This is a genomic window from Flavobacterium sp. DSR2-3-3, assembly GCF_049896585.1.
In the GTDB taxonomy this organism is placed as follows: domain Bacteria; phylum Bacteroidota; class Bacteroidia; order Flavobacteriales; family Flavobacteriaceae; genus Flavobacterium.
The window spans coordinates 222,693-239,598 of record NZ_JAFCUP010000001.1; the positions used below are offsets into that span (position 1 = coordinate 222,693).

The 16,906-nt window shown below is 34.2% G+C and carries 13 protein-coding genes; 5 read left to right on the forward strand and 8 right to left on the reverse strand.

What is annotated here, in order from left to right; translation table 11 throughout:
• Positions 1 to 11 precede the first annotated feature (11 nt).
• The 7 genes from ACP7AQ_RS00950 to ACP7AQ_RS00980 form a co-directional block, all read right to left on the reverse strand.
• Positions 12 to 785, reverse strand: a complete 774-nt coding sequence (locus ACP7AQ_RS00950) for an HNH endonuclease (protein WP_426094043.1) — start codon at positions 783 to 785, stop codon at positions 12 to 14.
• A 645-nt stretch (positions 786 to 1,430) separates the two neighbouring features.
• On the reverse strand, positions 1,431 to 3,533 hold the full coding sequence (locus ACP7AQ_RS00955; protein WP_426094293.1) for a prolyl oligopeptidase family serine peptidase: 2,103 nt from the start codon (positions 3,531 to 3,533) through the stop codon (positions 1,431 to 1,433).
• Between the two features lie 468 nt (positions 3,534 to 4,001).
• Entirely contained in the window at positions 4,002 to 6,239 is a 2,238-nt protein-coding gene (locus ACP7AQ_RS00960; RefSeq protein WP_426094044.1) for a TonB-dependent receptor, read from the reverse strand.
• Positions 6,240 to 6,388: 149 nt separating this feature from the next.
• Positions 6,389 to 6,742 (reverse strand): hypothetical protein, encoded by a 354-nt coding sequence (locus tag ACP7AQ_RS00965; RefSeq protein ID WP_426094045.1) that lies wholly within the window; start codon positions 6,740 to 6,742, stop codon positions 6,389 to 6,391.
• Between the two features lie 100 nt (positions 6,743 to 6,842).
• The gene (locus ACP7AQ_RS00970; RefSeq protein WP_426062681.1) at positions 6,843 to 7,832 is read right to left on the reverse strand and encodes an aspartate-semialdehyde dehydrogenase; all 990 of its coding nucleotides are present in this window, start codon (positions 7,830 to 7,832) and stop codon (positions 6,843 to 6,845) included.
• A gap of 265 nt (positions 7,833 to 8,097) precedes the next feature.
• Positions 8,098 to 8,514, reverse strand: a complete 417-nt coding sequence (gene mscL / locus ACP7AQ_RS00975; RefSeq protein ID WP_426062680.1) for a large conductance mechanosensitive channel protein MscL — start codon at positions 8,512 to 8,514, stop codon at positions 8,098 to 8,100.
• 92 nt (positions 8,515 to 8,606) lie between these two features.
• Positions 8,607 to 11,051, reverse strand: a complete 2,445-nt coding sequence (locus ACP7AQ_RS00980; protein ID WP_426094046.1) for a bifunctional UDP-N-acetylmuramoyl-tripeptide:D-alanyl-D-alanine ligase/alanine racemase — start codon at positions 11,049 to 11,051, stop codon at positions 8,607 to 8,609.
• A gap of 223 nt (positions 11,052 to 11,274) precedes the next feature.
• On the opposite strand from ACP7AQ_RS00980, the gene ACP7AQ_RS00985 reads away from it, so the two are divergent.
• Positions 11,275 to 11,880, forward strand: coding sequence for a hypothetical protein (locus tag ACP7AQ_RS00985; protein ID WP_426094047.1), 606 nt, complete (start codon positions 11,275 to 11,277; stop codon positions 11,878 to 11,880).
• Here ACP7AQ_RS00985 and ACP7AQ_RS00990 read toward each other — a convergent pair.
• Positions 11,875 to 12,576, reverse strand: a complete 702-nt coding sequence (locus tag ACP7AQ_RS00990) for a porin family protein (RefSeq protein WP_426090409.1) — start codon at positions 12,574 to 12,576, stop codon at positions 11,875 to 11,877. The two genes, ACP7AQ_RS00985 and ACP7AQ_RS00990, sit on opposite strands and share 6 nt — an antisense overlap.
• A 402-nt stretch (positions 12,577 to 12,978) precedes the next feature.
• Between ACP7AQ_RS00990 and ACP7AQ_RS00995 the strand changes: the two genes are divergently transcribed.
• From ACP7AQ_RS00995 to ACP7AQ_RS01010, 4 genes are all read left to right on the forward strand, one after another.
• The gene (locus ACP7AQ_RS00995) at positions 12,979 to 14,229 is read left to right on the forward strand and encodes a tyrosine-type recombinase/integrase (RefSeq protein WP_426094048.1); all 1,251 of its coding nucleotides are present in this window, start codon (positions 12,979 to 12,981) and stop codon (positions 14,227 to 14,229) included.
• Between the two features lie 11 nt (positions 14,230 to 14,240).
• The gene (locus tag ACP7AQ_RS01000) at positions 14,241 to 15,071 is read left to right on the forward strand and encodes a hypothetical protein (protein ID WP_426094049.1); all 831 of its coding nucleotides are present in this window, start codon (positions 14,241 to 14,243) and stop codon (positions 15,069 to 15,071) included.
• A gap of 72 nt (positions 15,072 to 15,143) precedes the next feature.
• Positions 15,144 to 15,419: a helix-turn-helix domain-containing protein gene (locus tag ACP7AQ_RS01005; protein WP_426094050.1), complete on the forward strand. Its 276-nt coding sequence runs from the start codon at positions 15,144 to 15,146 to the stop codon at positions 15,417 to 15,419.
• Positions 15,416 to 16,858, forward strand: a complete 1,443-nt coding sequence (locus tag ACP7AQ_RS01010) for a hypothetical protein (RefSeq protein WP_426094051.1) — start codon at positions 15,416 to 15,418, stop codon at positions 16,856 to 16,858. Before ACP7AQ_RS01005 ends, ACP7AQ_RS01010 begins: the two co-directional genes overlap by 4 nt.
• Positions 16,859 to 16,906 lie beyond the last annotated feature (48 nt).

A 16,906-nucleotide genomic window follows, 5' to 3' on the forward strand; every position in this document is an offset into this window, starting at 1 on the left:
TGCTGAGATAATTATCTATCAAAGATAGTATCTAAATGGTATTCCAGAAATTCTTTTCTAGGCAAATATTTTATGGGATTTGTAATTTTTAGATTTTCAATTGTGTCAAAATGGCTTTGGTAAAAGGAAGTTTCTTTTTTCTTTTTTAAACTGGCAGACAATATTACTTGATAGTTTTTATTAATGCCTATTAATCCTTTATCGAATGCTTTGTCGTAAAGAGCAGAAAGGCAAATTCCATTCTCTGGATTTAATCTTTCATTTTCATTTTTTGACCAAGGAACAATATGACTTGCCAATAATAATTCAGGAATATCAATTCCAGTGATGGCACATTTATTAGCGTAATTAGTTAAAACCATTTGTCTAAAAACAGACTGATTTACTCTAGTTTTCACTTCACGAATAACTGTTTCTCCTTTTAATCCTTTTAAATCGAAAAGAATATCTTGGTATTTATTTTTTATCGAAGTATTTTCTTTGCGAGCTAAAATTTTTTCACTGAGAAAAACCAGTTCTTCTTGATTGTAGAAGAATTCATCCCATATTGGTTTAACTTGATTCATCCCTCCTTTTAAACCCCATACTCCTCTTCCTTGATGATATGGATCAACACTTGCAAAATTACCTAATCTCATCCCGATAGAACTTGGCGTTCTGCCTAATATATTTGCCAGAGCAATAACTTTTGGATTACCCTTGAGAGTTTTCCCAAATTCAATTTTTAAATACAAATTAAAAGCAAGTATTAATTCTTCACGAGTCCAAAGATTTTTCTGATCCATGTTGTTATTTATCTATTACACAAATATAAATGTTTTAAAGTGTAGCGGAACTAATCTATTTTAATATAGCTTTTTACACAACGACTTATAAGACACCTTGAATAAAAAATTTAAAATTATAATTAATTATACAATTGACCCGCCTACAATTGACCTAATTAATTTTTAGTTTTCAACTTGATTTTTTACCCCAAAAAACGCCGATAGGAGTTTGATATTGGTAGCAACCAGAATCCACCACCACGAACAAATCCCATAAGAACGAAGCCTATAATACCTGCTAGATAATACTGTGAGTATGAAACATAATTCTACCAATATTAAATCCCATACGGGATAAAAATTTTCTCGAATTGAATTGGGTTTTCGATTCATTCAACAAAAAAACGCTACTCTTTCGAATAGCGTTTTTTGAATTTCTTATCAATCTATGATGTGATTGCTTCGTTCCTCACAATAACAATCGTCTAAGGAATCGAATGCCCTAGCCCTGATAGCAGTGGAAATCCTTTTTCTAAACGCTGTTAGGGTTTTGAACCCTGACAGCGTTGAAAAAGATTGTAACGGATAGCAGGAAATAGCTTCTGAAATAAATTCAGAATAAATCCTGAAATATCCGGAAGCGTCGGGACAGAATAAATCCTGTTATTCTAACTCTGGCAATAACACCACTCCCATATTATACAAGGTAAAGGCCTGAATATCGACATTTTCCTGAATGGTTGCCGCCACGGATTTTCCGGCGCCGTGTCCTGCATTGATGTCAATACGGATTAGGGTTGGGTTTGTTCCAGTTTGTTTTTCCTGTAATTCGGCAGCAAATTTAAAACTGTGCGCCGGCACTACTCTGTCATCGTGATCGCCCGTAGTGACCATCGTTGCCGGATATTGAATCCCTTTTTGTATGTTGTGTACGGGAGAATACCCTTTTATGTAGTTGAACATTTCCTTACTGTCCTGCGCCGTTCCGTAATCATACGCCCAACCTGCTCCTGCTGTAAAGGTATGGTAGCGCAACATGTCCATCACTCCCACTGCCGGCAAAGCAACTTTCATCAAATCCGGACGTTGCGTCATGGTTGCGCCCACTAGCAATCCTCCGTTTGACCCACCACGAATTGCCAGGTATTGTGAAGACGTGTATTTCTCCGCAATCAGGTATTCTGCCGCTGCGATGAAATCATCAAATACATTTTGTTTTTGCATTTTGATTCCCGCATCATGCCATTTTTTCCCGTATTCGCCACCACCACGTAAATTTGGTACGGCATAAACGCCTCCGTTTTCCATCCAAACGGCATTGGCAATACTGAAACTTGGTGTTAAACTCACATTGAATCCTCCGTAACCGTACAGCATCGTTGGATTTGTTCCGTCGAGTTTCAATCCTTTTTTATGGGTGATAATCATCGGGATTTTGGTTCCGTCCTTAGAGGTATAAAAAACTTGTTTGGACTCGTATTGCTCGCTGTTGAAATCCACTTTTGGTTTTTGATATACCGCTGAAGTTCCTGTTTGTGGTTCAAATGAAAAAGTAGAACCCGGAGTAATGTAATTCGTGAAGGAATAATATAATGTTTTCTCTTTTTTCTTTCCACCAAAACCACCTGCGGTTCCTATGCCCGGCAACTGAATTTCACGAACTAGTTTCCCTGAATAATCGTATTGTTTTACCAACGAAACGGCGTCTTTCATGTAATTCGCAAAGAAATACCCGCCACCTGTTGAAGGAGACAACACATTCTCAGTTTCTGGAATAAAATCTTTCCAGTTTTCCGGTTTTGGATTGTTGACATCCACGGTAACGATGCGTTTGTTGGGCGCATTCAAGTCGGTTTCTATGAATAATTTTCCACCTTCGTTTTCAATGATGTTGTTGTCGCTCTTGAAATTATCCACAATAGTCACAATAGGACTGTTGGGCTTTGTCAAGTCTTTGATGTACAATTCGTTTCCGTAAGTAGAATTTGACGCGGTGATGACTAAATAACGGTCATCTTCCGTAACTCCACCACCTACATAGCGGCGCTTTTGGTCAGCACCAAAAACCACTTGATCCTGTTTTTGCGAAGTTCCCAACTTGTGGAAATACAATTTATGCTGATCGGTTTTCGCCGATAATTCGCTTCCTTTTGGTTTGTCATAACTGGAATAGTAGAATCCTTCATTTGCTTTCCAAGACACACCGCTAAATTTCACGTCGACGATAGTATCTTCGATTATTTTTTGGGTAATGGCATCCATGATAATAACTTTTCTCCAGTCGCTTCCGCCCTCTGAAATGGCATAGGCTACTTTAGAACCGTCTTTGGAGAAATCCAAGCCGCCAAGCGAAGTGGTTCCGTCTTTAGAAAACGTATTGGGATCCAAGAAAACGGTTTCGGTTCCTTTGGTATCTTTTCTGTACAACACCGATTGATTTTGTAAACCGTTATTTTTATAATAATAAGTGAAATTTCCTTCTTTGAAAGGCGCTCCTATCTTTTCATAATTCCACAGTTTTTCCATTCTTGCTTTCAAGACATCACGAAACGGAATTTGCGCCAAATATCCGTATGTTACTTCGTTTTGGGCTTTTACCCAGGCACCGGTTTGCGCTGATTTGTCGTCTTCGAGCCAGCGGTACGGATCCGGAAGTTTGGTGTCGAAATACACATCCACGGTTTCCCCTTTACTGGTAATGGGATAGGTTATGGATTTTGGATTTGGGTTTTGGCCAAAAGTCGCCATTGCAGATGATACAGCCATTATTAAAAAAGTGTTTTTCATATGTTGATATTTATTGTTTTTCATCGGTTATATGTAATTGTTTTACCTGTTCGCTATGCTCGAGTCGCATATTATCATTGGTGCTTGCGACCCAATTACCTTCATGCCCATTTCATTAGATTCTGTTTAAGGTTGTTACAAAAATAGGGGAAATAGTTAGTCTTCTAACGGTGAGAAAGTCTTAAATAAAACTAAAAAATAGTGTTTGGAGAAAGGTGATTTTATAAAATATTTCTTTGAAGTTCAAAAACACTAATTAAGTTAAAAAAAATCAACCACATAGAAACATAGATTTCTGCCTAACAGTTAAAGAAAGCATAGAAAATAGTTCTATTCTTCGCATAGCTTGGCTAGTGAAAGTGAAATGGCTATATTTTCTTTTAAAAACTAAAAAAATCTATGTTCCTTATGTGGTAAAAAAAATTAATTAAATGAAATGGGTCGAGCTTACAAATTAAAATTCACACCCAAAATAATGTTTCTTCCAATGTTAGGAATACCATCGGTTTTTAGCCGAGAAAGATGTGCAATGTATCTTTTATCAAATAAATTATTCCCATTGATATTGACATCAAAAACAGTTTTACCCAACTTTACAGTTCCGCCAAAACCTAAATTCACTAAGTTGTACCCATTCGATTCGGTCTCAAATCCACTTACATTTTTTTGATTGAACGTGTTTGAAACATTAAAGGTTGCAAAACCATCTTCTAACCAGTTTTTGATTTTGAATTCGGTTCTAATGGTGTTGTTCCAATTGTTTGCCGGGATTAACGGTAAGAAATCTCCGTTTTGTTTTTCACCGGTTACAGTTTCAAAACTCGTTTCAAAATGCAACCAATCCAATGGATGCGGATGAAAATGCAGTCCGATTTCGCCTCCGTATAATTTGGCATTATTCTGAATATAATCAAAAACAGCGTTCTCTGCAACCATTTCTCCTGTTGGCGAGGTGTACATATAATTGTTGATGTGATTGTAAAATCCGTTTACAAAAAACTCAAAATGATCCGTTTTATATTCTAAATTTAAATCCGTTTGAACGTTTTGCTCAGTTTCTAAATCACTATTTCCTACTTCATAACGATTCGTTCCTTCATGAACTCCATTAGAAGTTAATTCAGCAAGGTTTGGAGCTCTAAATCCTGAAGCTACATTCAAACGCAACGTCAAGTCATCGGCCAGATTGGTTTTGTAACCCAACGATGCATTAAAACTGTCGTATGATTTATTGATGGCTTCAAATGAACCTTCTTCACCTGCAATTCCTTGTGCATCCGTAGTGATATTTCTATTATCAAAACGCAATCCGGCTTGCAAAACATTCGTATTCCACTCATAATTAGCTGTCCCATAAACACCAAAATCATTGGTAACCGCATCCGGAATTAAATATTCTTCCCCTGAATTTGTATTGGTTTGGTGCATTCCCTGAACTCCAACAATGGTTTCTATTTTTCCCATTTTTGGTAGATGGTATTTTGCATTGTAATTGAAAGTCTTCAGTTTCATGTGTAGAACGGCCACATTGCTGTCTTCAAACTCGCTTCGATCATTGGCAATATATCCTAAGTCGACATCCAACTTTGATTTTTCGAAAAAGAAAACATTGTTTAAACTCAACAAATGATTGAAAATTCCTTGTTTTGGAAATCCAGTTTTCTTACTTGTCGTTTGCTCCGCGATACCATCTTCCGGAATTCCCAAATCTAATTCATTGTAATTGTAACGTAGTACACTTGAAAACTTGGCATTACTATAACCAATTCCTGTTTTGAAATCGGTTTCATTGTACCGGGTATTTGTCACTCGGTCGCCATCAGCACCGGAGGTCGAAGACCGAACTGGCGAAGCACTTTTATAATCAGAATGGGTGTTGTAACTTCCCCGTGCCATAAATTTCCAGTTGTCTGTGGAGGTTTTCACACCCAAAGAGGAATTGCTTCCGGCGGTATTCGAGAAATATTTTTGACTAAAGTTCGCTTTAAAAGTATTCGCATCAGCAAATTTTTCGGGGTTAAAATACAATACTCCTCCCAACGCATCGGAACCGTACAACAAAGAAGCCGGTCCTTTAATCACCTCAACACTTTCTATTCCTGAATCGTTCAATCCCAAACCGTGTTCGTCACCAAACTGTTGATTTTCTATTCGAACACCTTGAGAATACACCAAAACACGATTGCCGCTCAAACCGCGAATCACTGGTTTCCCAATAGATGTTCCGGTAGAAACCTGCGAAACTCCCGGGATAGTCGCCAATCCTTCAATTAACGTAGCAGTTCCTTTTCGTTGTAAATTTTTGATGCTTTCGTGCTCCACTTTCATCACGTTTTGCGATTGTATTTTATTGAAAGCGGTTGAAACAATAACTTCATCCATTTCGAATATTGCTTCCTCAAGGATAACATCAAGTGTGTTTTCTTTTTGAAGACTGCTTATGGTTTTATTTTGGGTTGCAAATCCTAAAAATGTAAAGCTGATTTTTACGTTTCTATTCGGGAGATTTGAAAATGCATATTTTCCGTTTTCATCTGTTGTGGTTCCTTTATGCAATTCTGATGCATACACTGAAACGCCTTTTACAGGTTGGTTCTTTAAATCGGTTACGGTTCCCGAAAGGGTATTTTGCGCTTGAAGCATTGCCGAAAACCCCAAGAATAGGGCTATTATAAATTTTTTCATTGAAAATGATTGTATAGTTTTTCCTCTGCCCAGCCCTTTCCAAAGGAGAGGAAGCCGAGACCGGAATTATTTAGTAGATAAAACGTGTAAAACGTGCTAAAATAAATTCAGCAGAAGCTGAAATGAATTCAACAGAAGCTGAAATGATTTCAGCTTAAACTATTTATGGGTGGACCTCGGAGGGAATACAAACTGCCGGAAAACGAAATAACCGTCTCCGCTGCAGTAAAAAAATACGGGATTTCTTCAATACTGGAGTACAATTGATAGGAGAAATCATTTGGAGTGCTGTAACTTCCAAAAGAGAATTCACAAACGTAACAATGGTCAACTTTCTGGTGTTGGTGCGTTATCTCTGTACCGGTAACATTGTATTTATGGTGGCACTGCTTTTCGGAAAGCTGTTTTTGCAAATGCTCATAGGTGTGCAATGACTGAAACAGCATTGAGAACAAGACTGTAACAATCAGAGAAAGACTTACTATGAGTTTATTCTTTTTCATTCGAGCCAAAGGTAACAAAAACAGGAAAAAAGAAAACCATTTGTCTCACAAAATATATTTTTGCGAAACAAATGGTTTCATCTTAAAAATAAAAATCGATTTAAACCAATTTGGCTGCAATCAGATATTCTGCAATTTGTATTGTGTTAGTCGCTGCTCCTTTTCTCAAGTTGTCCGCAACAATCCACATATTCAATGTGTTTTCCTGGCTTTCGTCACGACGAATTCTACCTACAAAAACGTCATCTTTTCCTTGCGCATACATTGGCATTGGGTACGTGTAGGTGTCATTATTGTCCTGTACGACTACTCCATCGGTATGATGCAGAATGTTTCGTACTTCGTTTAAGTCAAAATCATTCGAAAATTCTACGTTTACCGCTTCACTATGTCCGCCTACAATCGGTACACGTACTGCAGTAGCCGTGACAGCAATAGTATTATCGCTTAAGATTTTTTTAGTTTCACGAACCAGTTTCATCTCCTCTTTAGTATATCCATTTTCTTCAAATGAATCACATTGTGGAATCGCATTTCTGTGAATTGGATATTTATACGCCATCTCACCTTGAACACCTGCGTATTCATTTTCCAATTGCTGCACTGCTTTTACACCTGTTCCGGTAATGGATTGGTAGGTAGAAACAATTACACGTTTGATATTGTATTTTTTGTGTAAAGGTGCCAAAACCAATACCATTTGTATTGTAGAGCAGTTTGGATTCGCAATGATTTTATCTGCTGCAGTCAATTCAGCTGCATTGATTTCAGGAACGATTAATTTTTTGGTCGGGTCCATTCTCCATGCCGAGGAATTATCAATAACAGTAGTTCCTGCTGCCGCAAATTTTGGAGCCCACTCTAATGACGTGTCGCCACCTGCAGAAAACAAAGCAATATCCGCTTTCATGTCTACTGCCGTTTGCATGCCCACTACTTTATATTTTTTACCCTTGTATTCAATTTCTTTACCCACTGATCGCTCAGAAGCAACCGGAATTAATTCTGTTACAGGAAAATTTCTTTCTGCCAAAACTTTCAACATTACTTCGCCAACCATTCCGGTAGCGCCTACAACTGCTATTCTCATCTTATATATTATTACTGAATATTGAATTTGAAGTACAAAAGTAACCAATATTAAAACCAAAACAAGTAGCTTCACAAAAAATAACAAAATGTTACATTTATAACATATGCTGTTAGGAATAATTCTATAGCTTTAGAATTCCATTGCCAATCCGAGAATCTAAGGACTAATTTTCTTGAAGAAAGCACAAAGCAAAACCGCTTTAAATATGAAGCGGTTTCTGAAATGTGTTCAGAATAAATTAGAATGTATAATGTAGCAAAAATTACTTTTTTAATAAATCTCTGATCTGAATCAATAATTCTTCTTGAGTTGGCCCAACAGGAATAGCTACAACAACCACTTCTTTTTTCTTCGCTTTTTCGGCGGCTCTCAATATTACAAAAACAAAAAATGCAATAATAACAAAGTTAATAATAGCTTGGAGTAAATTTCCATAAGTGATTACAGCAGCCCCAGCCTTTTTTGCTGCAGCCAAATCAGGATAACTGCTCCGATCCAAAGTGATGAATTTTTGGGTAAAATCGATACCCCCAGTTATCAAACCAACGATAGGCATTATAATATCATCTACAGCAGATCCAACAATTTTGCCAAATGCACCAGCAATAACAACCGCAGTTGCTAAACTTAAAACGTCTCCTTTCATCAAAGAAGCTTTAAAATCCCTAAAAAATCCCATAATTTATTTAATTTTAGGGTTACAATTAATCTTAGTAAAATGAATATAATATAAATTTTACCCCAATTGACCGTCTATTACCCAATATTTATTTACTCCCTGTAAAATACCCGTTTCACTCGTTGAGAAATACTCGTAAGAATTTCATAGGAAATTGTGTTTAATTTCTGCGCCATGTAAGTCACCGTTGGGCTTTCGCCAAAAATAATCACCTGATCTCCTTCTGCACATTCTATAGCAGTGACATCAACCATCAGCATGTCCATACAAATACTGCCAACAATGGAAGCTTTTGATTTGTTAATTATTACATAACCTAAACCGTTTCCCCAACCTCTGGAAATTCCATCAGCATATCCAATAGGAATCGTGGCAATCTTAGTGGGTTTGTCCGCAATAAATCGTCTGCCATAACCAACACTTTCGCCAGCAGCAATACTTCTGATTTGCGAAATTATCGATTTTAGTGTACCCACGTTTTCCAACTTCTGCTGTTCTTCCGCATCATTAGAAACACCGTAAAGTCCAATTCCCAAACGAACCATATCGTATTGTGAATCTGAATAATTGCTGATTCCCGAAGTATTCAAAATGTGTCGCAAAGGTTTTATTTGTAATTCTGTCATCAATTTGTGTGATAATTTTTCAAATAAATCAATTTGTGAATGTGCAAAATCCTTGAATTCCAAATCATCACTTGTGGCCATGTGAGACAAAATACTTTTTACTTTAACAGTTTTATTTCCTCTTAAAGTCGCAATCAAATCAGCAATCGTATCGTCCTCAAAACCCAAACGGTGCATGCCCGTATCGAGTTTGATATGTATCGGAAATTGATTTAAGTTCTTTTGTTCTGCAATCTTAAGGAATGCTTGAAGTCCTTTTAAACTATAAATTTCAGGTTCTAATTGATGATGAATAATCGCAGGAAAACTGGTCGTTTCAGGATTTAAAACCATAATAGGCAAATGAATTCCAGCACTTTTCAGCGAAATTCCTTCATCGGCGAAAGCCACGCCGAGATAATCCACTTTGTGATGTTCTAATAATTTAGCGATTTCAAAACCGCCATTTCCGTATCCAAAAGCCTTCACCATAACCATCATCTTCACATTCGGCTTCAATTTCGATTTAAAGAAATTCAGGTTATGACTAATCGCATTCAGATTGATTTCCAGAACTGTTTCATGTTTTTTTTCTTCTAATAAAGAAACAATTTCTTCAAATTGAAACGTTCTCGCTCCTTTGATTAGAATAGTTTCATTGGCAAAGTCCAAGTTTTGAAAATCAGCGACAAATGCAGCTGTGTTTTTGTAAGTGACACAATGAGCAAATTTATTTTCGTACGCCGAAATGGTTTCACCAATTCCAATAATACGATCAATTTTATTCGAAACAATTAACTGCGAGACTTTTGTATACAATTCGTCATTAGCCAAACCACTTTGAAAAATATCCGAAAGAATCAACGTTTTCCTCTGGTATTGCTTCTGACTTTCGAGAAAATCTAACGCTATTTTCAAAGACTGAAAATCCGAGCTATAACTGTCGTCAATAATACTACAGTTGTTGATTCCATTCTTGACTTTCAAACGCATTTCTACCGGATACAACAATTCCATTCGATTTTGAATGGTTTCTTCATCGTATTTAAAATACAATAAAACCATTAAACACGAAATTGCGTTTTCAACAGATGCCTTATCCTGAAATGGAATTTTTATATCAAAATGCTCCTGATCATATTGAATATGTAAAATAGTCTTGTCTGAAACACTTTTTTTTGAAACAAAAACAGAAGCACTTTTATCATTCCAACTCCACGAAAAAGTTTTCATTTCGGGACTAATAAAGGTATTGATGATTTCATTTTTATTGTAAATTAAAACTTGAACATGCTCAAAAAGTTTTAATTTTTCTGCTATTTTATTTTCTAAATTTACGAAACCTTCATCGTGCGCAGAACCAATGTTAGTCAGAATTCCAATGGTAGGCTTGATTATTTTCTCCAGTTTTTCCATTTCAGAATGAGTGGAAATTCCGGCTTCAAAAATCCCTAAATTGTGTTGCTCATTGATTGCAATCACGGACAACGGAACACCAATTTGTGAGTTGTAGCTCTTTGGACTTCGAATAATATTGTAATCAGGGCTCAATAAAAAATTAAGCCATTCCTTTACTATCGTTTTACCGTTACTTCCCGTCAATCCGATAACAGGGAAATTAAAAAGACTGCGATAGTTTGCTGCAAATTGCTGTAAAGCAGTCAGCGTATTTTCGACAACAAAAAAATTAGCTTGACCTTCACATTGTACCGGAATATATGTAACCACAAAATTTTGAACTCCAATTGCAATTAAATCCATTATGTATCGGTGTGCGTCATTATTGGCTCCGACCAATGCAAAAAATAAAGTCTGCGGTCCATTTTGCAAAGAACGGCTATCTATAGCGATAGCATCAATAATCAAATTAGTGTTGTTACCAATAAATGTAGCAGGGATATTTTGAATGCTTTTTAGAATTTTTTGGCTCATGGAATTAGAAAGAGATTGAGGTAGATTTTTTATAGAAATTACTTTATTACTAGTTTGTCTATTTGTAAAACTTCCTCAAAAATAACACTTCTTTTCAAAACGATGACTTAGATCCACCATAATTATGAGCAGTTCCGATTATTTAACGAAAAGAAACAACAGCAATAGCTTTACTAATTTTCGCAGATTACTTATATTTGTTTTTAGATAAAAATCAGCAGTTTTGAAAAAAATACTCCCATTGTTTTCCTATGTTTTCCATCCGATATTCATACCGGTAATGGCAACACTATTTTATCTTTTTTACAATGGGAATGATTTTGTACGTCAGGAAAAACTATTTGTTTTTTTTCAAGTTGTGATTGTAACGGTATTTATTCCTGTTTTGGCATTCCTGCTTTTGCGAGCAACCGGAAATATGGATTCAATTATGGCATCTAAAATATCCCAGCGCAAAATTCCATTAGTACTACATTGTTTTTTGCTTATTCTTTTGGTAAGAAAAAGCATTACTATAGACCGATATCCTGAACTGCACTTTTTTTTGTTGGGGGCGCTTTTGAGCACAATCTTGGCACTCATCCTTTTGTTTACCAATATAAAAGCGAGCCTTCACATGATAGCAATCAGTTCCTTGACGGTATTTATAATTGAATTAAGTATGCATCTCCAAATTCAGAATACTTTTATTATTGCAATACTGATTTTGCTGAATGGTTTTGTGGCTTCATCCCGGTTAGAAATGAAAGCACACACTAATAATGAACTGATTTTAGGTTTTATTCTGGGAGCAATACCGCAGCTGCTATTACTGGTTCTGTGGTTATAAAATGTAGAATATGATTCCAAAATTCAAAGATTGCATATTAATGGATTCGTCGTTGACCTTCGCTGACTTAAACAACGAATTCAAACCATAATACGCATATAAATTAATCGTATTGTAACCCGATGAAATATAAGCGCCATACTGAAATTTATTGAAATCTTTGTTTCCAGTAACTGACACTTTACCGGTACTTCCATCATAAACAGACTTATCATACAATAAATAACTAAACTTTATTCCAGTGTAAATTCGCCAAAATTTATGACTTTCATAAGTTGAACTCCTCCATCTAAATTCAACAGGTACATCAACAGAGAGTAAGGAGAATTTATTTTTATTGTACTTTGTATTCGGATCGATGTAAGCATAAACCGGCCCTGCATCCGTTGGCGAAATAATTAAATTCTGATTGTAATTATTATACGTAAAACCAAAACCCGAAGCGATGGCAATAGTTCTGTTTTTGTTAATGGGCATGTCTCTCAGAAAACCCGCTGAAAACCCGGAAGAAAATTTATTTTGAGACAAGCCTGTTGGCCTATCGACCAGCGTATTGTACGTTATCGCAAAATAAAACTGATCTTCTCTATATAAGGAATCAACTTTTACAATTGGAGCCTCAACAACAGTTGTGTTTTCTTGGGAAAAAACATTAAAAACAAATAAAAGCAGGAAACAACTAAGGACTATTCGCATATTGTTTTTTGTTTTAAAATGGCTTGTTGCGCAAAAACAAAAATTGTGGTTTTTTAATTCTCGTTATCGCTTTACAAATATACCATTTTGTAGTATTTCTTACAGCCAGAAAGCATAATTATTGATTTTTACATCCTGCTAAAAGTTGAATAAAAAAAATCCTGCTAAAATTACTTAGCAGGATTGTCATTTTGCAGAGAGGAAGGGACTGCAAATAACTCAAAAATACAAAACACAGCAATCTCTTTTTTTATTCAAAACACCTCCTAAAGTCAATAAAAATAAACACTTATTGACATTTAAATATTTGATGTAAATTGAACTGTTTTGGGGCAAGTTGGATTTTACCGTACAAATATCGTACAGATTACATATATTTGTATGGCTTAATTATATCAAAAGATGGCTACCATTAATTTTTTATACCGCTCCACAAAGGAAAATGCGAATTTAATTTTACGATTATTGTTTCGATTTAATGAGACTGACTATGTTATTGGTGCACACACTAAACTAGAAGTTTCAAAAGACTATTGGAACAAACTACATAAAAAAAATACGAAAGATGCTGACTTAAGAACAAAACAGGTAGATATAAACAAAGACCTCAATGAAATTGAAAACCACATCTTAAAAGCATTTAACACGACAGTCCCAGAGGAAATTTCTAAGGATTGGCTTAAAATGCAAATGGATTACTATTACAATCCGCCTCAAAAAGCCAAAGCACTTCCATTAGAACTAACTAAATACTTTGCGTATTATATTGACTACCGTAAGCATGAGTTAAAAAGCACATCAGTTCAAAAATTCAATGTTATTAAACAAAAATTAGAAGAGCTCCAGAAAATAAGAAAGCATGTAATTCTTATAAAAGATGTAAACGAAAACTTAAAAAAAGAATTCGTAGATTTCTACAAAAAAAACAATTACGCACAAAATACTATACAAAGAGAATTAACATTTGTAAAAACAGTTTGTAGACATGCACGTTTTTCAGGACTTGAAACAAGTCCACAATTAGATGGCTTACGTATAGATAAAGCAAAAGTTGAAAAAATATACCTGAACTTTGATGAACTGGAAAAACTAGAAAATATTGAGAAAGATAAATTAACTGATAGTTTAACAAATGCCAGAGATTGGTTAATAATTAGTTGTTATACAGGTCAAAGAGTATCTGACTTTATGAGATTTAGTGATAGCCAAATAAGAATTGAAAATGACAAAAGTCTAATTGAGTTTACTCAAAAGAAAACAGAAAAAGTTATGACAGTTCCTCTTCACAGTAAAGTATTAGAGATATTAGCTAAAAGAAAAGGTAAGTTTCCTTATGCTATATCAGACCAAAAGTATAATGCCTATATAAAAGTCGTTTGCGAGATTGCGAAGATAACCCAAATGGTAAGTGGAAGTATACAAAAAGAGACTGCACCTAAAAGCAAAATATTTCGCAAAGAAACTGGAATATATAAAAAAAGTGACCTTGTTACATCACATATTGGTAGAAGGTCATTTGCGACTAATTTTTATGGAATAATACCCACATCTTTACTGATTTCTGCAACAGGACATTCAACAGAAGTGATGTTCTTAAACTACATAGGAAAAACCGACACACAAAAAGCAAAACAACTTGCTGATTACTTTTAATATTAAGAATTATGAAATCAGAAAAATTAGAAAAATTAGTTATTGAAGAATTAAGTACATGTTCAAATATTAATGAAAATATTTGTTTTTACGAGGGTCAAGACCGTGAAATTATTGACACATTTGGAAATGTTGAAAAAACTATAGATGATCAAAGTGGCTACGAAATAAATTACAACATTTTTAAAAATGAAGCACATATAAAAGAAATTTTATCCGCTTCAAAGTCTTTGATTGGAGAATATTTAGAAGACTTATTTAAAATAAGTAAAGAAGAAAATTATTTCTGGGAATTATGCAGTTTTACTGTGTACAAAGACCACTACAATAAGAGGCTAGAAAATTTTCTTTTTAAAAATGACAATGAATTTTTTGATGAAACAACTTTTATTGAAATGGAATTAAAGGTTTTAAATAATTTACATAAACAACGTTTTTATGACTTTTTAAGAGTTCCGACTTTAGAACTAATAAAAAAAGCAAGCTCAAAAAAAATATTTTTTTTGAATGAAAAACTTTCTATGCAAAAACAATCTGATGACATTGTGCAATTATTAGATTTAGACAAAATTTCAGGTATTGAAAAAATAATCTATCTCCAAAAACTTGGAATTATCGACTTTTTAAGTAAAAAACAACCTTTTATCTCTTCCATTAATAGTCTTGCAAATATTCTAAGTATAATAACTAGTGTCAAATCAGGAACAATACAACCTATGATAAACCCAATTATCAATAACGACACCACTTCAAAAAACCACCCATTAAACTCCAAAAAAAATGTCCAAAAGATAGAAACACATTTAATAAAAATCGGTTTTGATTTAAATGAAACGAATTAGGGAATCCCTAAAAATTCCCTAATTCTACTTGCATCATAATTATAAAAAATTAAAATTATGACAAGTACAATCATGATACATAACTTAGATGTACCACAATTCGAAGAGCTAATTAAATCTACTGTAAAAGAACAGATAGATGAACTAAAACAATCCTTAAACAAGGATAATCACGACGAACTCCTAACAAGAGAGGAAACCTACAAACTTCTTAAAATTGATTCAAGCACACTTTGGGCTTGGACTAAGATGGGAAAATTAAAAGTTTATGGAATTGCCAACAGGCGTTATTATAAACGAAATGAAGTATTGGATTGTCTAATCTTAGTAAAACAAAAGACGACATGAAAAATAGTAAATTTTGGTTTATGAAAATTGATGGTTTAACCTGTAAGATTAATTTCGAAAAACTACTAATACAAAGTGAACTTTTAGGTTTTTACACTTTTAACAAAGCTCTAGTGCAAGTTGTTAATAATGAAATTTACTTTCGAGATGAGAATTTTTTCTATAATTTCCTAAAAGCTATAATCAGCGAAAAAAACAAAGTTCAGCAAGATGTAGCTAAAGACAGATTTGAAAGAGATATGCTCTCTCAAGGAAGAAAATTAATTACTCGACTTAGAGAATTAGACAAGTCACTTATTCTAGTAGATGAAAGAGAATCAGCAGTTAAGTTTTTCAGAAATGGCTATCTAACAATTACTGCAGAATGCATTATTCTAAACGATTATAATAGTTTAGGAAATAAGCTTATTTGGCATGACAGAAAACAAGAGAGAGATTGGTCTTTCGAAAACATTACAGACTCCCTTTTTAGATCTTTTGTTGATAATTCAATAGGTATTTCTGATTACACAAAACTTGTTTTGGGATACCTGACTCACGATTTTAATGAGGAAGGAAAAGGGTACTTGGTTGTTTTAACAGACAAAACCCAAAACCGGATAGAAGGAGGAGGAACCGGTAAGAATTTACTTTGTACTATTTTGGAATTAACTATTTCTAAAACTGAATTGTCAGCAGAACAACTTAAGTATGATTCAACTCTTATGCAATCTTGGAACTTTCAAAGATTATTTATTATTTCTGATGCTGGAGCAAAGTTTAATTGGCCTTTTCTTAAAAATTTAATTACGGGTAATACTCAACATAAAAAACTATATCAAAATGAAGAGCAGATTTCTTATCAGGAAATGCCAAAATTTGTTGTTTCAACAAATCATAGTGTACCCGAAGATGATGGCGGATTAAATAGAAGAATTAGGATTTTAGAATTTTCTTCGTTTTACAAAGATAATGGAGGCGTTGATGTTTATCATGGTGGAATGTTTCCTTCTATATGGAGTGAAACAGATTATTTTGGTTTTGATCAGTTTATTGCTGAATGTATTCAGCTTTATTTAATTAATAAAGGTCAAATTAAAGAAGCAAGTATTAGTGAAAGTGGCAATATTAAGAGGTTTATAGGTAACTATGGAGAAGACTTATATGACTTTATTGATACAAATTTTGAAAATTGGTTAGAGAAGGGAATGTTCACTACTCAGGAGTTTAACTTAGAAATAAATAAGTTTTTAAATCAAAAAAGTAATCAAAAAGATTTCAGCAATGCTAAACTCAATAATGCTATTGAAAGTTTTGTTGTTCTAAAAAATGGAAAAGAAACGGAATTTAAATATGCCTATTATAAAAGCAAAAAAATCAGTAATGCCAGATACAGGGTATTTGAAAAAAAACCAATTGGTGAGTTAGTAACTGACATTAATCATTTGAGCTCAAATTAAACATTAGGTTACTATTATAAATTTTTGAAGTACAAGAATACATACTTT